Here is a 21352-nt window from a genome sequence, read left to right on the forward strand (position 1 = left end):
TTAGTATTTTTCTTAGTCTACCTAACTGCTGAAAACATCATGCTGCGCAATCTAAAGATAAAACACATAAGAGCAGTGATCCCCGTTGTGACGCGGGGATAGCAGATTAAAACATGAACTTGCCAAGGTCAAAAAATGACCGGTATTTTTACGCGAAGCGACAACGTTTTTAGCCAAAAAGTTACAGTAAGGTATCTAGCGATATCGAGTTTCCGATATGCCTTTCTACTAGTCTATTGTACCGTTTATTCGAAAATGGAGCCTTAGATGATTTGGTGAACTCAAAGAAGCGATGCGAACCAACTTCATGCTCATAAGCATAGCATCACGGTTATGGCATGAGCCAGATAATATTTACTTTGTTGTTCATTGATGCGCTCACTGTAAGGAGATCAGATAGCAATTGGAAAAGCTACCTCTTGGGTCAACGGTGATTTTATCTTTCAGTATTGGACTTGCTTTTACACTTGTTGTAGGGGGTATTACAGGTTTTGGTACGAGCGAGACGCAATAATTGTGACAGGCTTATTGAAATTGCATGTTGTATTCTTCTATTCCTTCGGTGTACTTATTTTACATTGCCGGATTATGTATGAGCAGGCTTTGCAGTAGATTTCTGTTTTTCTGACAAGATTTAGCAACTTAATTGAAATACATGGCTTTTTAATACAGAGTTCCTCTTGTGAATCAGAAAGCTGACCATTTAGGCATTGACTACAATCATATTTTAAGAGAACATGAATTGCCAATAGAGGAATCTTGTGTTGAAAACGAATTACCGCATTAGCAAAAATCTAAAAGTGGTCTTAGCCGCTTTTTTGTTGTGCGCACAATTTTTGTTGATTGTGACTGACGCGTTTTCTATTGAACAAGACCACTTGTTTAGCAATGAATTATGTACTGAAAATACATTAATCGAACTGTCCGATGCTTACGATTTAGATACGGGAAGTGATTGTGACCATTGTTGTTCTTGTCATGGCCATTTTACACACATAGCTTTTTACTTTGATATTGAAAGCTCGTTTCTAAAAAAATCTCCCAATTTAGTCTCAGTTTATAGTGAAGCTACACCTAATCGTTTCATTAACCAAATAGAGCGTCCTCCAAGAATTTAATCCCTGTCGTTTTTCGTTTTTTCAACTGACTAGGATTATATATCATGAAAATTTCACAGTTTCCTGTGCGCAAATTTACGCGCGCCGGAATATTGACTAGTGCATTGATGCTATCTCAAGCCAATGCATTGGCAGAACAAGTAACTTTAGATGATGCAGTTCAACTTACTCTCAACCGTCATCCAAGCTTGTTGAAATTCAGACCTCTTACTAGAGCTCTTGAGGGAGATCGCCAACAAGCTTTGCTTTCTCCAGCTTACACCGTAGGTGCTAATCTAGAAAATGTGATGGGCACAAGTTCTACTTCGGGAGTTCAAGCAGCAGAAGCAACCATCTCTCTATCTTCAGTGTATGAACTTGGTGGAAAGAAGAGTGCAAGAACACTGGTTGTGGATGCCAGAGCTGCCCTTTTAGATTCAGAGCAGTATTCAATGTCTCTCTCACTACTTGGTGGGCTCACTCAGCAGTATATTCGCGTTCTGGCACAACAGGAGCGTCTGCAAATAGCTGAGCGAAGTGTGAGCTTAGCTGAAGATGCTCTTACTGTGATCACTAATAGAATAAAAAGTGGTGCAACGAATGATGCTGAATTGTTCAGAGCTAAATCGGCTTTAAATCAAGCGAAATTAGAACTTGCGACAGCAAAGGTGAATAAAGAGATAGCCCTGCAATCTCTCACACTATTCTGGCAGGGCAATTATGAAGATATCACGCTTACTGGTTCTTTAAATTCACCCGCTAAAAATTATTCCTACGAAACACTTTTTAACCAATTCTTATCATCATCGAATGCGGATTTACTAATTAAGTCACTTGACCTGAAGGACGCTGAAATTCAGTTGGCTAAGTCTGATAATACCGCAGACCTATCTTGGTCTGTTGGTGTTAGAAGGAATCAGGGAGCTCAAGATACATCGTTAGTTTTTGGTGCCTCAATTCCACTATTTGCTGAGAAGAGGAATTCGGGTGCAGTCAAATCTGCAATTGCTAGTAAGGAGGCGGAGTTATTAGAGCGAGACACCAAGTATCTCGATGTAAAAGCGATTCTATTTAAAGCAACGAAAAGCATAAATTTTAGTTCACAGGCAGCATTGCACCTGGAAAAAGAAGTAATGCCAGATTTGAAAAGAGCATTGGAGCTGACCAAGGAGGGCTATCAAAAGGGAATTTACACTTATCAAGAATGGTTTGCTTCACGTGATGCACTTCTCCAATCTCAACGGAGTCTCATCAACTATCGCGAAGCCACCCTGCTCAATGAAGCACTTATCGAACAATGGACAGGGCAATCTCTGAAATCATTCACTTTCAATCTCCAGGATTAATTATGCTAAAGCAAATTTTATTTTTATTTCTTATCGGCACTGTGACATCTATCGCGACCGCAAGTGAAGATGTCACCAATTCAAATGACAACCAAAATATATTCCAGAAAGGTAACATCAAAATAGAAGTAAGTATCGATGAAAGCCCCGAGGGCTCTGTAATTATTGCCTCGACTTTTGAAGATGGGAAGCCATTTATCCCTGATTCCTTTTCTATAGAGCTACAGAAGTTAGGTTCAAGCTCAGAAAAATTTGAGTTTCAAACTTCAGAGGGGGTTTTGCGGTCAATAAAAGCTCTGTCTGAACCTCATTCTTTTAGGGCTACTATTTATCTGTCTGACAAAAGACGAAAGTATTCCTGGGAGTGGGAAAACTTCGAGGGAAGAACACAGATCTCAAGAGCATTAACTGAAAAGTTTCAATTAGCAACCTCCGAAGTTCAGAGTGGGACCATTGAAAGACATATCGAATTGTTGGGTACTCTTGTAATTCCACCCAAGAACAAGGCTGAAGTTAATGCGCGGTTCTCGGGAGTTGTAGAAACTCTCGCTTCGGATGTTGGTGACAGCGTGAAGGCTGGCGATGTAATTGCAAAAATTCAATCAAATGACAGCTTACAAACCTACATCGTGAAAGCGCCAATTTCGGGTACGGTAGTAAGTCGAAATGTTAATGTTGGGCAGTTGGTTACCAGTGAAACGCTTTATAAAATAGTCGACGCTGAAACGCTTTGGGCAGAATTGAAAGTATTTCCATCCAAGCGGGATACAATAAAGCAGGGCTCTTATATCCACATAAAAAAAGGTTCCCGACAGCAAGATGCAAAGGTCAAATTTCTCATTCCGTCAGGTTCACTTGAACCTTATCAGATCGCAATTGTTGAAATCACTAATACCGAAGGAGAATTCTCCCCCGGCGATATGGTTACAGGTGTAGTTGATGCTCAGAAAGTCGATGTTTCGCTTCGCGTTGAGAATGAAGCTATCCAATCAATGGATGGTAACTCAGTTGTATTTTTAAACGATGGTAACACGTTTCAAGCTGTCCCTGTCGAGCTGGGTATAAAAGATGACAACTTCACTGAAGTAAAGCGTGGCTTAATCGCTGGTCAAATTTACGTATCAAAAAATAGCTTTCTGATAAAAGCGGATCTTGAAAAATCCGGTGCCTCTCACGCTCACTAATCCTGGAGACGATAAATGATTGATAATATTATTCGTCTTTCAGTAGAAAGACGCTTTTTGTTTCTTGTTCTTGCACTAATCTTAATTGGGATCGGCGTTTGGAGCTACCAGCGATTACCTATTGATGCTGTACCAGATATTACAAATGTACAGGTTCAGATTAACACCAAAGCTCCGGGGTACTCACCATTAGAAGCTGAACAACGAATAACATTTCCTGTCGAAACAGCACTATATGGCTTGCCTAACTTATCCTATACACGTTCTATATCGAGGTATGGTCTTTCACAGATTACAGTTATTTTCGAAGAAGGAACGGATATCTTTTTTGCCCGAAATTTAATCGACGAAAGACTTGCTAACCTTAAAAGTGTTTTACCTGATGGCCTTGAGCCAGAAATGGGGCCAATCGCAACAGGGCTTGGCGAAATTTTCGTATATACACTGGAAGGGAAAGATGGAGCAACGTTACCCGATGGCTCGCCGGTCACACCTATGGCTTTAAGAGAGGTACAAGATTGGATCATTCGACCACAGTTAGCCCAGGTTCCGGGAGTAGTAGAAGTAAACACTATTGGAGGTTATGACAAGCAATATCACGTCAATCCCGACCCTGTAAAAATGCTGGAGATGGGAGTCTCGCTTAAAGACATTTCTGAAGCACTATATTTAAACAATGATAATGCTGGAGCAGGCTATATTGAGAAAAATGGCGAGCAACTTCTTGTTCGCTCTCCAGGTCAATTGACAGGGATAAAGGATATCGAAAATGTCGTAGTAGGAAAAAAAGGATCTGTTCCTGTTCTAATAAAAGATATTGGAACTGTAGGCTTGGGTAAGCAGCTGAGGACCGGTGCCGCTACAAGAAATGGTAAAGAGACAGTGATGGGAACGGTCATGATGTTGCTGGGAGAAAACTCAAGGGAAGTTGCAGCTTTAACTGCCAGTAAATTAACTGAAATTCAAAGATCGTTACCAAGCTGGGTAGTTACTGAACCCGCCTATGATCGAACTACACTGGTCGACAAAGCGATAAACACTGTGCAGAAGAACCTGCTGGAAGGAGCATTACTCGTAATTGTCATATTATTTTTACTACTAGGCAATATTCGAGCGGCTCTTATTACGGCTGCGATCATACCTATTGCTATGATGATGACAATCACTGGAATGGTCCAGAGAGGTGTTTCGGCAAATCTGATGAGTTTGGGGGCTTTAGATTTTGGTCTGATTGTCGATGGCGCTGTCATCATTGTTGAAAACTGTATTAGGCGCTTATCTGAAGCGCAACAGCATCACGGCAGACTTCTTCAACTCAAGGAACGTCTAGAAGAAGTGAAAATAGCAACGATTGAAGTAATCAGGCCCAGCTTATTTGGAGTCGGGATCATAACCGCTGTTTATCTGCCTATTTTTACTTTAACAGGCGTAGAGGGAAAGATGTTTCATCCCATGGCAATAACTGTTGTTATCGCTCTTATTGCGGCAATGATTTTGTCACTGACGGTAGTGCCTGCAGCGATCGCAATTTTCATGGGGGGAAAAATCAGTGAAAAGGAGAGTTTTTTAATACGTTGGGTGAAACTGGCTTACGAACCAGCACTTAGGGCTATTCTTAAATTTAAAGCTGCTGCTCTTGGGGCTGCACTAGCGTTTGTTGTCTTCTGCGGATGGTTGGCAACAACACTTGGGTCTGAATTTATTCCTCAACTGGATGAAGGTGATGTCGCTTTACAGGCTTTACGCATAACGGGTACCGGTCTAAACCAATCAATTCAAATGCAAGAATTACTTGAAGGTGCGCTGTTAGAAATTCCAGAGGTAGCGGTAGTCTTTGCGAAAATAGGTACACCAGAAGTCGCTACAGACCCAATGCCTCCTAATGTAGCCGATAGTTTTGTAATACTTAAACCTCGCTCAGAATGGCCTGATCCAGCTAAATCTAAATCGGATCTAGTGGCTGAAATTGAATCAGTCGCCTCAAAGCTTCCCGGTAATAACTATGAATTTACCCAACCAATTCAAATGAGATTTAATGAATTGATTTCCGGCGTAAGGGCTGATGTTGCAGTCAAGGTTTTCGGTGATGACTTAGAGCAATTGTTGGATTCTGCAAATAAGGTTGCTGAGATCGCTGAGTCGATACAAGGTGCCTCAGACACCCGAGTTGAGCAAGTTGCCGGCCTTCCTATGTTGTCCATATTACCAAAACGAGATGCTCTCGCAAGGTACGGTCTTAACGTAGCAGACATTCAAGCACTCGTTTCAACCAGCATAGGGGGTAAGGAATCAGGCATAATCTATGAAGGCGATCGTCGGTTTAAAATTGTAATCAGATTATCTGAAGAGTTGCGTACAAATATTGACAAATTAGAGAGCTTACCTGTTCGTGTCGGCAATAGTTTTGTACCGCTTGAAGAGGTAGCCACTCTCGAGTTAAAGCCGGCGCCTGCACAGATCAGCCGAGAGAATGGAAAGCGCAGAGTTGTCGTAACGACTAACGTACGAGGAACCGACCTAGGAGGATTTGTCGTTGATTTACAAAAAAGACTTAAATCCGATTTAAAAATGAAGGAAGGATATTGGTTAGAGTTTGGTGGTACCTTTGAACAACTGGAATCCGCCAGCAAACGGCTGACTTTAGTCGTTCCGGTTACGCTTGCGTTGATAGTTGGCATACTCATTATGGCGTTTGGGTCTGTTAAAGACGCATTGATAATTTTCACTGGTGTACCACTAGCCTTGACTGGAGGAGTACTGGCACTCTGGATTAGAGATATGCCTCTTTCAATTTCTGCGGGAGTAGGCTTTATCGCTTTGTCCGGGGTCGCGGTTTTGAATGGACTAGTGATGGTCGCATTCATCAGACAACTCTGGCAGGAAAATGGTGATATTTATACTTCAGTAATTCGAGGGGCCATAATCCGGCTTCGACCTGTTTTGATGACTGCGTTAGTGGCCAGCTTAGGCTTTGTTCCCATGGCACTTAATACAGGAACAGGTGCTGAAGTACAAAGACCGCTCGCCACTGTAGTCATTGGGGGAATTATATCGTCAACTTTACTGACACTGTTTATATTACCTGCGCTTTATCAGCTCGCACATAACAAACGCAACTCTTAATCAAATTTTACGCCCGGTATGTTCCGGGCGCACCGGAGCCTCTATGACTCATAATCATTCAAATAGCTCAAACAAAATTGGGTGGGCTTTTCTATTAAATTTCAGCTTCACAATTATTGAATTTATTGGCGGCTGGCTAACGAACAGCACTGCTATAATGGCAGATGCTGTTCATGATCTCGGCGATTCAGTTTCTATTGGAAGCGCCTGGTGTCTCAATAGGTTAGGAGAGAGAGAGGCCGATGAAAATTTCACATATGGGTACAAGCGACTCAGCCTGTTAGGGGCATTTATTAACGGAGCCGTACTTATCCTTGGCTCAATCTGGGTATTATCAGAAGCCATTCCTCGAGTATTAGATCCGGTCGTTCCAAATACAGAAGGCATGATATTACTTGCGATTCTAGGTGTCGCTGTAAACGGCTTTGCTGTGTATAAACTCCAGGGAGGAAATACCCTAAACGAGAGAGTGTTGAACTGGCATTTATTGGAGGACGTTTTAGGCTGGGTTGCTGTATTAATTATTGCCATAGTAATGCAATTTGTCGACTGGCCAATTTTAGACCCCCTACTTTCGATTGGCTTTACGCTTTTTATATTGTTTAATGTAATTCGAAACTTATTAGCAACCTTAAAATTATTTTTGCAAGGTGTTCCAGAGAAAAACTTATACAAACAAGTGTTAGATGAACTCCGGAGTGTTGATAGAGTTGAATATATCCATGACTTAAAAATTTGGTCACTTGACGGAGAACACAATGTTATTACTATACGCGTTGGCAGTGCCTTAAAGACAGTTGAAGAATACAAGTTATTGAAGCTTGATATTTATGATAGCTTGGCCATGTTTGACTTCAGTTACAGCACAGTTGAAATAGAGTTTACTGACGAGCATTCTGCAGTTAATGAGGAGGTGAGATGAAATTCCATTACTCATTAACAATGATAGTCGACAGTAATTCAAGTTTTAATACTAAGCTAAAATTTTATTTGTGACACATTGTCTACAATCATGACTATAGATTTTCATGGAACTTTTTAGTTTGTTCCCCTCATGATTAAATTTTTTGTTAAACTGTAAGGAGAGTGTGATAGATAATAATGCGTAACTAAAGTGGTAAGAGGCAAGATTGAACACGTACCTTCGACATCAACGTTTCTTTCGTGCTCTTACGAGATGTTGAAAATAAAATATAGAGACATTAATGAAATTTATAAGTAACTATAAGATGAGCTTCTTATTTTTTATTAGTGGTATTCTGTGTTTAATCGCTTATAACATAAAAGGCTCGAGTATAGATGAAAATGGTTTTTTGGTTGAATCGTTTGGCTTCATTCCTATATTTTGGCTATTTGAGCTGATGGCATCGCTGACTTTTGCTTTCACTTTCATTAAACTTAAAAAAAATCAGCGAAAGTAAAAGCACGCGAAGAACTTTTTCTAACTGACAATTTTGCTTTGCGATTTGCTATGCAACTCCTGGCTAGTAATTGAAAACTGAACCCAAAGGTTGTTGGGTATTGCCTTTTAGTTATATCAGACTTTAACTTCTTATATTAAAGCTCGCTAATTATTGGCTTTCTATTCTTTTATACACATTGATGAATTTGCACAGTAAGCACGTCCGGTAATCCCACCTATCGTTTAGCAAACTGCCATGGCAGTAACTGTTCGATATCGGTGTCCGGTCTGCTGAGTTGCTCCAGGCAGTCCATGACATACTCGAAGACGTTGAGGTCGTTGGCCTTCGCTGTTTCGATGATGCTATAGAGGATGGCGCTGGCATTGGCACCGGTTGCGGTCTGGCTGAACAGCCAGTTTTTTCTGCCTATAACGAACGGTTTAATGGCTCGCTCAGCGCGGTTGTTGTCGATGGCTAGATGGCCATCGAGTGTGTAACGAATCAGTTTATGCCACTGGTTGAGGCAGTACTGTATTGCCTCGCCGAGTTTTGTTTTCGGTAATACCTGTTGGGCTGATTTTGTCAGCCAGGTTTCAAGTTGATTAAGTAGCGGCAGGCTCTTTTCTTGTCGTTGTGTATAGCGGGTTGCTGCGTTTTCTTCTTTTAACTGCGTCTCGACACGGTAGAGCTTCTGTATGTGGTTCAGTGCCCAATCAGCTTTGCCACTGCCTTTACTGCCAGCGCCTTTTTTCGCTTCCATGAACTTGCGTCTGGCATGGGCCCAGCAACCGACTAAGGTGGCCTGCGTTTGTTCGTAGCCCTGATAGCCATCCACTTGCAGATATCCGCTATAACCATCAAGGAAGTCCACGGCACATCGCCCGGCACGACTATTGTGATAATCGTACAGCACGATGTTAGGTATCGCAGAACCGGTGATGGTCGCTTGCGGTGAGTCCGCTCCGGTTGCATACAGCCACATGTAACTGGTCGTTTTGTCAGAATCGACAACCTTCAACGTGGTTTCATCCGCCTGGATAACCGGTTGTTGTAGCAGATGTTGATGAAGCTGGTCATAAAGCGGCTTAAATAACTCAGCACAACGGATTATCCAGTCTGCCATGGTTTTACGGCTGAGTTCGATGCCATGCTGTTTGAACATAGCTTCCTGCCGGTAAAGTGGCAGACCATACTGATATTTGCTGGTGATTATCTGACTCAACAGGCTCGGCGTTGCATAGCCTTTGGGGATAACGCTATGTGGTACCGGCGCTTGTTTCACCGTATTGCTGATACCCTCTTTTTCGCAGGTACGGCACGCATACTTCGGACGTACATGTTCAATCACTTTCACCTGAGCAGGAATGAACTGAAGCTTCTCAGACTTATCTTCACCGATGCAGTGCAGCGTGCCAGCGCAGCAACCACAGACTTTATCTTCATCAGGGATATCGTGGACGATGACTTCACGCGGCAAGTCCTCAGGCAGTGGTTTGCGCTTAGGTTTATTGCGTGTGTAACTGATGGCTTCCTGCTCTGGCGTTTCAACATCGGCAGCCAGTTCTTCCGCCTCATTAAACAGTTCGCCCTGACCAGGGTGGCCCTCGGTGCTTTTACCAAACTGTTTTTGCTGTGCGATACGGAACTGCTCTTCCAGGTATTGATACCGGTTATTCAGTTCCTAGAGCTGCTGCTCCAGTTCAGCGATGCGGCGTTGATAATCTTCTTCGTTCATAAGACTATTATCGCCGATTAAGGTACTGATTACCTGATGTTATTCAGACTATTTCGTGATCGATAAATGCTGTTTATGATCACCGGTTATAAGCCGGAAGCGGTGTAGTTCAATGGCGAATGGCCTATCACATCAAAGCCCGACAACAGCCACTGCAACTGCTGCTCACTCAGGTTGATGTGTTGTAATTCAGTGTCTGACGGCCATTTAAAGCGATGCTTCTCCAGGCGCTTATACCACAGGGCAAAGCCAGTTTTATCCCAGTACAACACCTTCAGTTTATCCCGCTTTTTATTGCAGAACACAAACAACGCATCCCGGAACGGATTCAATTCCATCTGCTGTTCCACCACGACAATCAGGCCATTGATGGATTTACGGAAGTCGACATTGCCTAGGTAAAGATAAATGTCAGAGGGCTCGACGAACATCCTCATTCGTTCAGCGCCTTCATCAGGGCGGCCAACCAGTGCGGGCTGACATTGGCGGGTATGCGCAATGTCGAAGCAGCGCATTCAAGCGAAAGGGTCTGCGAGTCACCTTCAATACGGGATTCGAACGTGGTGACTTCGCGCTTAACGTGAACAAACTTATTGCTGGTTCGCTGAAGCCGGATGTCACTGCGTCTGGCATAAAACGTCTGAATATTTATCTCATGCTGACGGCAAAACGCAACCGCCGATAATCCACTTTGTTCCTGACGTTCGAAAAGCGCCAGCCAGGTATTTACGTCTCGTCGTTGATATCGCATGCGTGTTCTCCTTTGTAAAAGAACACGATGCAGTAGCGACGTCAGTTTTTGAATGTGGGGATTACCGGACGGTTACTATAGAGTTAGAGACGCGCCCAAAAATTTGCATGGTTGTAGGCTATCTCTCTCATCATGACTATTTCCTAAATTCTGCCGATGAACGGGTTATTCTAATCACAAATCAGCCTCAACTGTTTACCAATTCGCGAAAATCAATTATTCTCCATATTGGTTATGTTTAATGCTTAAGAAATGTTTAAATCCATATCAAAACTAGTATTAGTGTTTACAGTGCTATCTGCCCTCGTCGGGCAAGCGATGGCTGTAGATACTATGAGTTTTGAAATGGCTATTGATAACAAACATTACAATAGTAATTCTGAATCGAATTGCTCTACGAACATGAGCCATGGTATGAGAGTAGATTCTATAAGTTCCGAAAACGCTAGTATTAAAGATTGTTGCAACACTTCGGAATGCACATGCCCACCAGGTGGTTGTACTCATGCTCCCGTCCTTATAGCTTCCATGATGATTGTTCAACACCCAGTGGTGCCGGACGCTTCATTTGGCTTGTTCTTCCAACAGCCAGTTTCAGTAACTTCCTCACTTTTTCGCCCACCGATATTTGCCTAACACAGGGTCAGTGCGTCCAAATTTCACGCACAATTTGTTTTAGTTCCTGTTTATTATCTAGGTGCTAGCGTACCTATATGTGCCAGCTTTGTCTGGAGGCAAAAATGTTAAAAAAAATCACCTATCAAGCTGCGGTATTACTGCTAATTCTACCTAGCGTTGCCATGGCAAATATCCACCATGGCGCAAACGACGCCTTTGAATTATTGGTCTATAAATCACCATCGTGTGGATGCTGTAAAAAGTGGATAACTCATCTAGAAAGCCAAGGGTTTCAACTACGTACAAAGGACTTTCATAACTTGAGCGACATCAAGAACGAATACGGAATTTCGCCAAATCTTCGCTCTTGCCATACCGCTGTTACAGAAAGTGGCTTTGTATTTGAAGGCCATGTCCCTTCTAAGTTTATAAAACGATTCTTGTTAGAAGAACATCCAAAGGCTATCGGGTTATCTGTTCCAGCTATGCCAGTAGGTTCACCCGGAATGGAAGTAGCAGAGCAGTTTATGCCTTATACCGTTTTCATTATATATCAAGATGGGAGCTACGAACCTTACGCGAAAGTAGAAAGCTACGAAAGTCAATTCGATTGAAGTCAAAGTTAAACAAATAAATGCGCACTTTTGACAATCAAAGCAATTTTAATTTTTAAAAACCAAAGATAGAGGTAATCATGAAAGCACTTGTTAAATCATTTGCAATATTTAGTGTACTGCTAAGCAGCGTGGCATTAGCACATGAGGCTATAGAAATTAAATCTAGCACACCAAGCAAAAATGCAATGCTGATGGAGGCCCCAATGGAACTATCAGTCAGCTTTACCAAGGGAGTTAGATTAATAAAAGTAGTTTTAAAAGATAGTGAAGGTGCAAAAGTTGATTTTGGCTTTGAACCTCCGAAAGAGGTTGCAACGGATTATTCTTGGACCTTACCTAAATTACGTCCAGGTTCATACAATGTTGAGTTCATCATGCTTGGCTCCGATGGGCACAAGATGAAAGATAGTTTTGGATTTATGGTGCACTAAAAAGGGGATTCAGCTGTGGAAATGTATATCTGGAACACTGTAATTGTAGTGTCAAAGCTAATGTTTTATTTAGGTTTCGCGGCCACAGCTGGATATACATTTTTCTGGCGAGATATTAACGATAATAGCACAAATTATACAACGCCATCTTATAGCGCTGTATGGGTAAAGGTTTGTGTCTTTGTTGCGTTTATTTCTAATGCAGTGTGGTTTATCGCGAACACTGGAGCGATGGTAGAAGAGGGAATTCAAGGCGCACTTGACCCCTTTATGCTTAAGATAATGTTGAGTTCTCCTATCGGTGAAGTCACCTTGTATCGTGCGGGGGGGTTAGCCGTAGCTTTAATAACTATCTACTTATTGAAATTTAAACCTCTTAAACCTTTCCTAAGGTTAAAGTCTTGCTTACTTGTGCTGTGTCTATTCACTCTCTCGTACACATTTACTTTAACCGGCCACGTTTCTGAATTAGGAAGTATTGCTCGAATACTACTTATGGTTCACGTATTTGTTATGGCTTGGTGGTTTGGTGCATTGATTCCGTTAAAGCTCTCCTGCCATTACCAGAGCTACGAAAAGCTTTATAAATTAATGGATAGGTTTGGTACGCAGGCGGCCGTATTGGTTACCTTATTATTATCTGCAGGCATTTGGCTAGCTATTCAATTGGTAGGTAGTTTTGAAGGGTTATTTAGCTCCATATATGGGCAAACTCTTCTTGTTAAAATGTTCCTTGTAACTAGCATTCTAGCTATTGCTATACGGCACAAACTGAAATTAGTCCCAAAACTTAAAAGTGGCTCGGGAAGCGAAGCACTCTCAAAATCCATTTCATTAGAGTTAACAATAGCAGTTGCTATTTTAATCATTACTTCTGGGCTTACGAGTATTGTAGGTCCCGAAAGATAAAACTTAGAAGAGAAATTCAAATGAAAATTAAATTATTAGTCTTACTATTTATCATGCCCGTAATCATGAGTTTTGCTGCTAGTGCCCATGAAAAAGAACATCATGAGAAAGGTATGTTTAGTGGGTTAGATACGCCTGCAGCTAAAATAGTTATTGCATTCCATCACGCGCTTAATACGGGAGACAAAATCACTGCGAAGAGCCTACTGGCGGATGATGTGACTATTTATGAAGGAGGCGGAGTTGAGAGGAGCGCAGATGAATATGCTCAACATCATATGAATTCAGATATGGAATATCTATCGTCAGTGACAAATAAAGCGTTGGAGCATCAAGTCAAAGTTCTGGGCAACACAGCAATCTCCGCATCGCGGTTTCTGGTCAATGGGATGTTTAAGGGGGAAGAGAGAGACTACCAAAGTATGGAAACAATTGTCTTAATCAACACCGAAGGAGAGTGGAAAATCAAACATATTCATTGGTCAAATTGATTCGATTAACTACCCGAGAGAGCTCGTATGAAAAAATTTTTAATCATAATCATTTCGTCTTTGTTATCTTTTTTCACTTTCGCTCATGATAACAATGCAACTGATAAAGATCAGATAAAAGACATTATAAAGCAAATTGAATATGGCTGGGAGAATGGAGACGGTGCCCCCTTTAAAAAGCACTTTTTCGACTTTAAAGGCGCAAGATACTTTGAATCTGGCGGACAGAATGTAGGGTTAAGTGACTTGATAGAGCATCATGTTGAACCAGAAAAGGATGCCTTAGTTTTCTTAAGTTTAGATTTTTCTAACATTCAAACTCATGTAGAAGATGATTTTGCTTGGACACTCGTTGATACAACCGTTCAAGGAAAGGTTAGGAAGTCTGGAGAAACTTTCAACAAAACGGGGTTTCAAACCTTTCTTTTTAAAAAAGTTAACGGTGAGTGGCTGATAGTTCACACGCATTCCTCTAGTAGAAATCGTGCAAAAGACTAGCGAAATAAATGTATTGAAAGCTACTTTGGTAATATCAACGGTAGCTTTCCAGTTTGCTCAATATCAGAACCATCTCGGCTATCCTATTGTCAAAATGCCTTACACTTCATATTGGCACGAACTAAGCTTCCCGCCAGCCAATGAACCCTTATTATTCGTTTTTGCACAGATTTTTAATCAACATCGAATCCTTAAACACTTGTCCTCCCAACCTACATTTTGTTCCACATACGCTATTCTCAAAAGGTACAGAGAAATATGAAAATCGTTTATTTTGGAAACGACTTATTCTCGAATTGTTTGTTACTTCTAATTAAAAATAGATTGAACATTGAACGCGTTTTTATAAACGATGTTCAGGAAAATGCGAGCTTCATCAAACGAATTTGTCGTAAATACAATATTGTTTATTCCACTGAAAAACCAAGTATCGTGACTCTTAAAGGATATTTAAATGACGAACAGACAGTCTTTGTTGTAGCCGATTACGGATACAAAGTACCCACAAACGAAATAAAATATGCGATTAATATCCACCCATCTTTACTACCCAAAAGTAGAGGCCCAACCCCACTCACCTACATTATCGACAACCCTGAGAACGCGGGTGTTAGCATTCATAAACTCACTGAGAAACTTGATGCAGGTAGCATCCTAATCCAAGAGAAATTTGAGGTCGAAAACAATGAAACGATTTCATCATTGATGGTCAAGTCTCAGTTACTCGCAGAAACTCTGTTAGAAGAATTACTTAATAACTTTAATGAGCTTTATAATAACGCCACACCTCAATTGGAAAAGCTAGCGTCATTCCAAAGTCTACCTCCAGTAAAAAGAAGGTTTGTAAATTGGGATCAAAACACCGCTCAATTTAGTCATGCCCTTCGACAGTATGGGCACTTTGGGATTCTTATTTCGTTAGATAACGCGTTATATATCGCAAATGATGTCGAAGTCACAACTTTCAGTCACGATTTCACGTGCGGTAGCATAATCTTTGAGGATGCACTGATTAAAAGCATTGCTATAAATGATGGCTATGTTGTACTTTCTAAGCGTAGTTTAAGGCTATATGAATCAAGAGTACTAAACTAGTTGATTACGGCTTTAATGTTTAAAGGTGCTAAGCACTTTTTTGTGTTGTGTTGATCTACGTCAAAGTAAGAATAACGGAATACCGCTACTATTCCCTTACTCACTGATGGAGTTTATTGTGTCAGGCATTTATAAGTGGTTTAAATTAGTACTAATAGCTGCGCTGCTTTCACAGCACGGCTTTGCTATGACGAACCCAATTAAATGTGATGGTCACGACACATCAGAATCTCATATGTCCTCAAATGATTCCTTATCAAGCGTAGAACATACTACTTTAAATAATCACACACTTCATTCAGAAAAGAACCAGGATGTACAGCACTGCGAAGGAAATGATCAATCGATATGCGCGTGCTGTATAGGTGCTTACTGTGCAACTTCTTTAACCCAATTTTGTATACTTTCAAATATTGAAATTCTGATAAGTGAAAACATTAAGCAAAGCTCATTTTCAGATATAAATATTACCCCTTTAATTGGTATACACTCTCCTCCCTTCCACCCTCCGATTAAGAGCTACACATAAACTCAGTGAGGCTTTTCTCTAAGTTTTCTTTACTAATCAATTGCAATCAAAGAATGTCTTAGACGATCAACTGCTTAATTAATATACATTAAGACACTGTTTGCTATCAGTAAACGAACAGCAAGTATTATCCGCCTCACTTACAAACGCATTACATCTTAGAACCGAAAGTTTCACGAGTTACATGCCAATTGACTCGCGTCCCACAAACAGGTTTAGCCTTTAGGTATAAGTAAAATTTTAGGTTAAAGACATCGGAACAACTATGAAAGTAAGAGAGATCGCAAGCGCCTTGGCTACAACGCCAGATACTGTTCGCTATTACACGCGCTTGCAGTTAATAACGCCGGCAAAATCTGACAATGGTTATAAATTCTATTCAACGAAAGATGCTTCCAGGTTGCGGTTTATATTAAGTGCAAGGCATTTAGGTTTTTCAGTTGAAGATATCAAGCAAATTCTCAGAGAAGCAGATAATGGAAAGACCGCTTGTCCCCTAGTTAGAACCTTAATTGCAAGAAGGCTAGCAGAAACAGAAAGACAATTTAAGGCAATGTTGTTACTCAGGCAAAATATGATGCTGGCAGTAAGGAAATGGGGAGCAATGGGTGACAAAGCCCCATCCTCACACGTGGTCTGTCATTTAATAGAAGAGTTTGAACACACCGTCCTGGAGGAAAACATAAATGACAGAACTTAATGCAGGTGTTTCTTCAGAAAAATTGTTGTCCGTCAAAAAACAAGTCTTCTAAAAATAGGAAAAAAGGAGAGCACTATGAGTGCAGAAGTAACACAGCGACAATTAGTGATAGAAGGCGCCGGATGTGCCAGTTGCGTTGGAAAAATAGAAGCTGCCTTGAAGCAGACGCCGGGAGTGCAGAATGCCGAAATGAACTTTGCAGACAGAACAGTACTTGTAACGGGTACAGCGGATTCTCAATTATTGGTTCAAGCAGTAGAGTCCGTTGGTTACAACGCAAAGCCTTTCGAAGATAAGCCTGACACTGATGTAGTCGATGAAAAAGAAGCAGCGGATAGGACCTATTACAAAAAGCTGATGCGAGATACTTTCATTGCGCTTTCGCTAGGTATCCCTCTAATGACTTATAGCATTGTTGTCGACGAAATGACGGTCGAGACTAATGTCGAGAGGTTGTTGTGGCTAGCAGTTGGCCTACTGACGCTGGGTGTAATGTTCTTTTCCGGCCGGCATTTTTACATCGGTGCGTGGAAGAGCTTTAAAAATCATTCTGCCAATATGGATACACTCATTGCACTTGGTACAGGCACAGCATGGTTCTATTCGATGTTGGTAGTGTTGGTACCTGAAGCAGTGCCGTTAATGGCAAGGCACGTTTATTTTGAAGCTACAGCTATGATCATTGGTCTAATTGATCTGGGGCTTGCCTTAGAACTAAAAGCCCGCGGAAAAACCTCAGAAGCAATCAAACGTTTAATTGGATTACAAGCGAAAACAGCCACGGTTATTCGCGACAATAAAGAGGTCCAGGTCGCTATCGAGCAAGTGCTTTTTAACGATGTCATCAAAGTCAGGCCTGGAGAAAAAGTGCCTGTTGATGGTGTGGTTGTTGAAGGCCATACGTCAATCGACGAGTCCATGCTAACCGGGGAACCGATGCCAGTTGAAAAATCACATGACGATGAAGTCGTTGCTGGAACTCTCAACAAGTCAGGAATGTTTCTATTTAAAGCAACTCGAGTAGGTAAAGACACGGCACTGGCGCAAATCATTGCAATGGTTAAACGCGCACAAAATTCAAAGCCGCCTATTGGGCGCTTGGCCGACGTGATATCCGCTTACTTTGTTCCTGTGGTCATGATTATATCTGTGCTCAGTGCGCTAGCATGGCTGAACTTTGGGCCTGAGCCCGCACTGGCATTTGCCATAGTTTCGGCCACCACTGTATTGATCATTGCTTGTCCATGTGCATTGGGCCTAGCCACGCCGATGTCAGTTATGGTGGGGGTTGGAAAGGCTGCTGAAGCCGGCGTGCTAATTCGCAACGGCGAAGCGCTACAAACGGCATCAAAAATCAGTGTGATGATACTGGATAAAACCGGAACGATTACGGAAGGTACACCCAAGGTCACTGACATAATTTTAGCCAATTTCAGTGATGAAAAGACAGTGCTGCAATTGGCAGCTAGTCTGGAAAATGGTTCAGAGCACCCATTAGCAATGGCGATAGTAGAAAGTGCCCACGACCAGGGCATTGAGCTGCTGAAAACCGAAGAGTTTAATGCGATTACCGGTATGGGGGTTGAAGGCCGTTGTGAAGGAAAGGCCTTATTGTTTGGTAACAGCAAGCTTATGGCTTCAAAAGGGGTGGGCATAGGTAATTATTCAGAGAAAGCACAAACACTGGCCAAAGACGCCAAAACTCCCATGTATTTCGCTGTAGATGGACAACTTGCTGCCATCATAGCGGTTGCCGACCCGATAAAACCTGACTCTGTTTCTGCCATCAAGCGTCTTCAGGCTAATGATATCCGGGTCATCATGTTAACGGGGGACAACAAAGAAACTGCTGCTGCAGTGGCAAAGAAAGCGGCAATAAGCGAGTTTTTTGCTGAAGTATTGCCCGAAGATAAGGCCAACAAAGTACATGAATTACAGCAGCAGAGAGAAGTAGTGGGTATGACTGGTGATGGAATTAACGATGCTCCGGCTCTTGCCTTGGCTGATGTTGGCTTTGCCATTGGTACAGGAACGGACGTTGCCATTGAAAGCGCCGATATCACCCTGATGCGCGGCTCGTTGCATGGTCTGGCCGATGCTATAGCGGTTAGTAAAGCCACCTTGCGCAACATTAAGCAAAACTTGTTTGGAGCCTTTATCTACAACGTAGCAGGTATACCTTTTGCGGCGGGCGTGCTCTATCCATTTTTCGGAGTATTGCTAAGCCCAGTTATCGCCGGAGCCGCCATGGCATTTTCTTCGTTAACAGTGGTATCAAATGCGAACCGGCTTCGCCTATTCAAGGCAAAGGACCACTAAGGAGTTTTCTTATGATGATAATTAATATTGTAGGACTTACGGGTATTGCACTGATTATTTGGTGGTTTTGGTTATACAAGCCTGATCAGACAGTTACTGAAAGTAACGAAATACTCATAGAAGTAAAAAATGGCGTGTACTCACCAGCGTCTATTCAGGTAAACGCAAACCAATCTGTTACGTTGAAGTTTTTGCGCAAAGATGAGTCTCCCTGTTCCGAAGTACTGCTAATTCCTTCATTAGATATCAGTGAGCAGCTAACGCTTAATGAGGTAACACCAATTCACCTCGAAAACGTCCCACAGGGCGAACATACTTTTCACTGCCAGATGCAGATGTATCGTGGTGTTCTTACGGTGGTATAGGAGGAGTCATGAAAAACAGTCACCCCAGATTTTGGTCAACACCTACAGGGTGGGCAGCATTAGCGATGATCGCTGCCGTTACTTATTTTTTAATTTTCGAACATGGTCATCATGTCCTTCAGTTTCTTCCCTATTTGATTTTATTGCTGTGCCCATTCATGCATATATTCATGCACAGTAGCCACGGTAAACACGGACACGCCCACGAACATTCTCGCGACAGTGACAATAAGCAGAAAAGTTTTCAGGAATTGAGTGATAACAACGCGGCTTATCGTGATGGATACATTCAGGGGTTGGAGGAAGGCCGAAAGGAGTCACTTAAAAAGGACAACCAAGATGAATGATACATATGATTATGGCTTATGGTCAATGGTGATACTGAACTCAGCTATTTTTATCTTTTTTGCATTCAGTTTTGTAAAGCCAAAATCTTCCACCGACTGGCGAAGTTTGGGGGTATTTTCTGCGTTTATTGTAGCCCTGTTTACCGAAATGTATGGCTTCCCACTGACTATTTATTTCTTGTCAGGATGGCTTGCTGAAACCTATCCGGAAGTAAACTTTTTTGCGCACGAAAACGGACATCTGTTGCATACTTTCTTTGGTTTTAAAGGCGACGCCCACTGGGACCCATTTCATATCGCCAGTATGGTATTTATTGTTGCAGGATTCTTTATCTTGTCCTCAGCATGGAATGTGCTGCACCACGCTCAGAAGAACCATCACTTAGCTAAGACTGGATGGTATGCGCGGTGTCGCCACCCTCAATATTTAGCCTTCATACTGATCATGTTCGGTTTTTTGTTGCAATGGCCGACCATTCCCACACTGGTCATGTTTCCAGTTTTAGTTGTTGTGTATGTGAAACTGGCAAAGCGTGAAGAAGCTCTGGCTATTGCTGAATTTGGCGATGAGTATGTGAGCTATATCAACACGACACCTGGCTGGATCCCAAACCTCAACTTTAAATTAAAAGGTGAAAACCATGAAAAAATTCACTAAATCAATCATTTTTTCAACCACATTAGTAATGGCTGCAACATCGCAAGCTCAACAAATGGAAGAGCATGAGCATAAGGGCTCAGACAAGCCAGAGATTCAAACGGGAATGCCTATGCGTGGCCAAGATATGCATATGATGAATGCAAAAATAAAGTCGATGAAGGAAGAAGTTAACGCTATCAAAGAAGAAAAGAATCCCAGCAAGCAGCGTGAAATGATGAAAAAACACATGCAATCCATGATGGGAATGATGCATATAATGCACGAAAAAATGGAAGGGCAACCCATGCAAAACCAAGTTGATATGGCAGAAAGGCATCTTAAGATGATGGAAGTAATGATGTCGAAAATGGATGGAAGCCATTCACCCGAATCTCAGAAACATTCAAATTAACACCCGAGGAGAAAGATATGAGTGATTTAGACCACAGAGTCGGTGTCAGAGAAGCAAATTTAGTCGTTCGGAATTTACGGCTCAGCAATGTCTATGAGGCAAATTGCGAGCCCCTAATTGAAGAGATTGACAAGCTCTTTGGCATTGATGAGGTGAGCTACAACATCAAAGAAGGGGCTATTCACCTGGCATATGATGCGACACATATCGATTTAGACGGTATTGAAGCGATCATTCGAAAACACGGCGCAGATCTTCACAATGACTGGTGGACACACACAAAAGAAGGTTATTACCAGTTTGTAGATCAAAATATAAAAGACAATGCGACGCACAAACCGTGGAGTTGCCACCACTTGCCGCAGGGCGCTCACAGGAAGCGTACATAACCTTAATGTGCTCTACGTTCTCACTCAACAACAATGCTGAGCGATGTCGTTACATTATGATGCTGGCTTTAAGGAGGCGTAAGATGAAAATTCGAGAAAATGTATTTGCGTTCGCGTGCGCCGCATCGTTCAGCTTCGAGAGTGTTGTTAGTTGTTAGTTCTTTGTTCATTATTACAATGCCCGACATGATGTCACCCATGGCTGGTAATATAATGTTTTCAGACTGGCAAGGGATGATATGGAACGTGCCTTTATTGGGTGTAGTGATAGGCGGAGCTTTATGGGCTTTGTTCGCAGGTGTACTGGGTTGGCTTATTGCCAGTATTTACAATAGGCAGCTGTAGTAGTGAGG

Annotated in this window: 22 protein-coding genes; 19 read left to right on the plus strand and 3 right to left on the minus strand. The window is 42.0% G+C overall.

What is annotated here, in order from left to right; all coding sequences use genetic code 11:
• Window positions 1-1162 precede the first annotated feature (1162 nt).
• The 5 genes from MHN00_RS20060 (at window position 1163) to MHN00_RS20080 (ending at window position 8171) form a co-directional block, all read left to right on the plus strand.
• Window positions 1163-2443 carry a TolC family protein gene (locus MHN00_RS20060; protein WP_012516884.1) on the plus strand — a complete coding sequence of 427 codons (1281 nt, stop codon included), beginning with the start codon at window positions 1163-1165 and terminating at the stop codon, window positions 2441-2443.
• Window positions 2444-2445: 2 nt separating this feature from the next.
• Window positions 2446-3627 (plus strand): efflux RND transporter periplasmic adaptor subunit, encoded by a 1182-nt coding sequence (locus MHN00_RS20065; protein WP_239302194.1) that lies wholly within the window; start codon window positions 2446-2448, stop codon window positions 3625-3627.
• 15 nt (window positions 3628-3642) lie between these two features.
• Window positions 3643-6750, plus strand: a complete 3108-nt coding sequence (locus MHN00_RS20070; protein WP_012516886.1) for a CusA/CzcA family heavy metal efflux RND transporter — start codon at window positions 3643-3645, stop codon at window positions 6748-6750.
• A gap of 43 nt (window positions 6751-6793) precedes the next feature.
• Window positions 6794-7672 (plus strand): cation diffusion facilitator family transporter, encoded by an 879-nt coding sequence (locus MHN00_RS20075; RefSeq protein WP_012516887.1) that lies wholly within the window; start codon window positions 6794-6796, stop codon window positions 7670-7672.
• Between the two features lie 307 nt (window positions 7673-7979).
• Window positions 7980-8171 (plus strand): DUF3955 domain-containing protein, encoded by a 192-nt coding sequence (locus tag MHN00_RS20080; protein WP_230962262.1) that lies wholly within the window; start codon window positions 7980-7982, stop codon window positions 8169-8171.
• A gap of 217 nt (window positions 8172-8388) precedes the next feature.
• On the opposite strand, the gene MHN00_RS20085 is transcribed toward MHN00_RS20080, so the two are convergent.
• The 3 genes from MHN00_RS20085 to MHN00_RS20095 all read right to left on the minus strand — a co-directional run bounded on the left by MHN00_RS20085 (window position 8389) and on the right by MHN00_RS20095 (window position 10639).
• A complete protein-coding gene (locus tag MHN00_RS20085) occupies window positions 8389-9831 on the minus strand; it encodes an IS66 family transposase (protein ID WP_239302222.1) in 1443 nt (480 codons plus the stop codon).
• Between the two features lie 143 nt (window positions 9832-9974).
• The gene (gene tnpB, locus MHN00_RS20090; protein WP_014979879.1) at window positions 9975-10325 is read right to left on the minus strand and encodes an IS66 family insertion sequence element accessory protein TnpB; all 351 of its coding nucleotides are present in this window, start codon (window positions 10323-10325) and stop codon (window positions 9975-9977) included.
• Window positions 10322-10639, minus strand: coding sequence for an IS66 family insertion sequence element accessory protein TnpB (locus MHN00_RS20095; RefSeq protein ID WP_202285652.1), 318 nt, complete (start codon window positions 10637-10639; stop codon window positions 10322-10324). The genes tnpB and MHN00_RS20095 overlap by 4 nt, the downstream gene beginning before the upstream one ends.
• 740 nt (window positions 10640-11379) lie before the next feature.
• On the opposite strand from MHN00_RS20095, the gene MHN00_RS20100 reads away from it, so the two are divergent.
• From MHN00_RS20100 to MHN00_RS20515, 14 genes are all read left to right on the plus strand, one after another.
• Window positions 11380-11871 carry a DUF411 domain-containing protein gene (locus tag MHN00_RS20100; protein WP_061487085.1) on the plus strand — a complete coding sequence of 164 codons (492 nt, stop codon included), beginning with the start codon at window positions 11380-11382 and terminating at the stop codon, window positions 11869-11871.
• A gap of 80 nt (window positions 11872-11951) precedes the next feature.
• Window positions 11952-12305, plus strand: coding sequence for a copper resistance CopC family protein (locus MHN00_RS20105; RefSeq protein ID WP_012516900.1), 354 nt, complete (start codon window positions 11952-11954; stop codon window positions 12303-12305).
• 21 nt (window positions 12306-12326) lie between these two features.
• The gene (locus MHN00_RS20110; RefSeq protein ID WP_012516901.1) at window positions 12327-13214 is read left to right on the plus strand and encodes a CopD family protein; all 888 of its coding nucleotides are present in this window, start codon (window positions 12327-12329) and stop codon (window positions 13212-13214) included.
• Window positions 13215-13234: 20 nt separating this feature from the next.
• The gene (locus MHN00_RS20115; RefSeq protein ID WP_012516902.1) at window positions 13235-13705 is read left to right on the plus strand and encodes a nuclear transport factor 2 family protein; all 471 of its coding nucleotides are present in this window, start codon (window positions 13235-13237) and stop codon (window positions 13703-13705) included.
• Between the two features lie 27 nt (window positions 13706-13732).
• Window positions 13733-14203 carry a nuclear transport factor 2 family protein gene (locus tag MHN00_RS20120; protein ID WP_015066037.1) on the plus strand — a complete coding sequence of 157 codons (471 nt, stop codon included), beginning with the start codon at window positions 13733-13735 and terminating at the stop codon, window positions 14201-14203.
• 258 nt (window positions 14204-14461) lie between these two features.
• Window positions 14462-15298, plus strand: coding sequence for a formyltransferase family protein (locus tag MHN00_RS20125; protein ID WP_015066038.1), 837 nt, complete (start codon window positions 14462-14464; stop codon window positions 15296-15298).
• 794 nt (window positions 15299-16092) lie between these two features.
• On the plus strand, window positions 16093-16527 hold the full coding sequence (locus MHN00_RS20130; protein ID WP_012516906.1) for a MerR family DNA-binding protein: 435 nt from the start codon (window positions 16093-16095) through the stop codon (window positions 16525-16527).
• Window positions 16528-16602: 75 nt separating this feature from the next.
• Window positions 16603-18846, plus strand: coding sequence for a heavy metal translocating P-type ATPase (locus MHN00_RS20135; protein ID WP_239220318.1), 2244 nt, complete (start codon window positions 16603-16605; stop codon window positions 18844-18846).
• An 11-nt stretch (window positions 18847-18857) separates the two neighbouring features.
• Entirely contained in the window at window positions 18858-19211 is a 354-nt protein-coding gene (locus MHN00_RS20140) for a cupredoxin domain-containing protein (RefSeq protein ID WP_012516908.1), read from the plus strand.
• An 8-nt stretch (window positions 19212-19219) separates the two neighbouring features.
• Window positions 19220-19558 carry a DUF2933 domain-containing protein gene (locus MHN00_RS20145; protein ID WP_012516909.1) on the plus strand — a complete coding sequence of 113 codons (339 nt, stop codon included), beginning with the start codon at window positions 19220-19222 and terminating at the stop codon, window positions 19556-19558.
• Complete coding sequence (locus MHN00_RS20150; protein ID WP_024015555.1) at window positions 19551-20216, plus strand: isoprenylcysteine carboxylmethyltransferase family protein; 666 nt, start codon at window positions 19551-19553, stop codon at window positions 20214-20216. Before MHN00_RS20145 ends, MHN00_RS20150 begins: the two co-directional genes overlap by 8 nt.
• Window positions 20200-20610, plus strand: a complete 411-nt coding sequence (locus MHN00_RS20155) for a hypothetical protein (RefSeq protein WP_012516911.1) — start codon at window positions 20200-20202, stop codon at window positions 20608-20610. The genes MHN00_RS20150 and MHN00_RS20155 overlap by 17 nt, the downstream gene beginning before the upstream one ends.
• A 17-nt stretch (window positions 20611-20627) precedes the next feature.
• On the plus strand, window positions 20628-20999 hold the full coding sequence (locus MHN00_RS20160; protein ID WP_012516912.1) for a hypothetical protein: 372 nt from the start codon (window positions 20628-20630) through the stop codon (window positions 20997-20999).
• Window positions 21000-21098: 99 nt separating this feature from the next.
• Window positions 21099-21344: a DUF5676 family membrane protein gene (locus MHN00_RS20515; RefSeq protein WP_012516913.1), complete on the plus strand. Its 246-nt coding sequence runs from the start codon at window positions 21099-21101 to the stop codon at window positions 21342-21344.
• The last annotated feature ends 8 nt before the right edge of the window (window positions 21345-21352 follow it).

It is taken from the genome of Alteromonas sp. Cnat2-8 (assembly GCF_022348355.1).
Lineage (GTDB): Bacteria > Pseudomonadota > Gammaproteobacteria > Enterobacterales > Alteromonadaceae > Alteromonas > Alteromonas macleodii.

Excerpts from the sequence above, each read along its gene's own strand:
- MHN00_RS20060 (WP_012516884.1), top strand. The coding sequence starts at position 1,163 with ATGAAAATTTCACAGTTTCCTGTGCGCAAATTTACGCGCGCCGGAATA.
- MHN00_RS20065 (WP_239302194.1), top strand. The coding sequence starts at position 2,446 with ATGCTAAAGCAAATTTTATTTTTATTTCTTATCGGCACTGTGACATCT.
- MHN00_RS20070 (WP_012516886.1), top strand. The coding sequence starts at position 3,643 with ATGATTGATAATATTATTCGTCTTTCAGTAGAAAGACGCTTTTTGTTT.
- MHN00_RS20075 (WP_012516887.1), top strand. The coding sequence starts at position 6,794 with ATGACTCATAATCATTCAAATAGCTCAAACAAAATTGGGTGGGCTTTT.
- MHN00_RS20080 (WP_230962262.1), top strand. The coding sequence starts at position 7,980 with ATGAGCTTCTTATTTTTTATTAGTGGTATTCTGTGTTTAATCGCTTAT.
- tnpB (WP_014979879.1), bottom strand. The coding sequence starts at position 10,325 with ATGAGGATGTTCGTCGAGCCCTCTGACATTTATCTTTACCTAGGCAAT.
- MHN00_RS20095 (WP_202285652.1), bottom strand. The coding sequence starts at position 10,639 with ATGCGATATCAACGACGAGACGTAAATACCTGGCTGGCGCTTTTCGAA.
- MHN00_RS20100 (WP_061487085.1), top strand. The coding sequence starts at position 11,380 with ATGTTAAAAAAAATCACCTATCAAGCTGCGGTATTACTGCTAATTCTA.
- MHN00_RS20105 (WP_012516900.1), top strand. The coding sequence starts at position 11,952 with ATGAAAGCACTTGTTAAATCATTTGCAATATTTAGTGTACTGCTAAGC.
- MHN00_RS20110 (WP_012516901.1), top strand. The coding sequence starts at position 12,327 with ATGTATATCTGGAACACTGTAATTGTAGTGTCAAAGCTAATGTTTTAT.
- MHN00_RS20115 (WP_012516902.1), top strand. The coding sequence starts at position 13,235 with ATGAAAATTAAATTATTAGTCTTACTATTTATCATGCCCGTAATCATG.
- MHN00_RS20120 (WP_015066037.1), top strand. The coding sequence starts at position 13,733 with ATGAAAAAATTTTTAATCATAATCATTTCGTCTTTGTTATCTTTTTTC.
- MHN00_RS20125 (WP_015066038.1), top strand. The coding sequence starts at position 14,462 with ATGAAAATCGTTTATTTTGGAAACGACTTATTCTCGAATTGTTTGTTA.
- MHN00_RS20130 (WP_012516906.1), top strand. The coding sequence starts at position 16,093 with ATGAAAGTAAGAGAGATCGCAAGCGCCTTGGCTACAACGCCAGATACT.
- MHN00_RS20135 (WP_239220318.1), top strand. The coding sequence starts at position 16,603 with ATGAGTGCAGAAGTAACACAGCGACAATTAGTGATAGAAGGCGCCGGA.
- MHN00_RS20140 (WP_012516908.1), top strand. The coding sequence starts at position 18,858 with ATGATGATAATTAATATTGTAGGACTTACGGGTATTGCACTGATTATT.
- MHN00_RS20145 (WP_012516909.1), top strand. The coding sequence starts at position 19,220 with ATGAAAAACAGTCACCCCAGATTTTGGTCAACACCTACAGGGTGGGCA.
- MHN00_RS20150 (WP_024015555.1), top strand. The coding sequence starts at position 19,551 with ATGAATGATACATATGATTATGGCTTATGGTCAATGGTGATACTGAAC.
- MHN00_RS20155 (WP_012516911.1), top strand. The coding sequence starts at position 20,200 with ATGAAAAAATTCACTAAATCAATCATTTTTTCAACCACATTAGTAATG.
- MHN00_RS20160 (WP_012516912.1), top strand. The coding sequence starts at position 20,628 with ATGAGTGATTTAGACCACAGAGTCGGTGTCAGAGAAGCAAATTTAGTC.
- MHN00_RS20515 (WP_012516913.1), top strand. The coding sequence starts at position 21,099 with ATGTATTTGCGTTCGCGTGCGCCGCATCGTTCAGCTTCGAGAGTGTTG.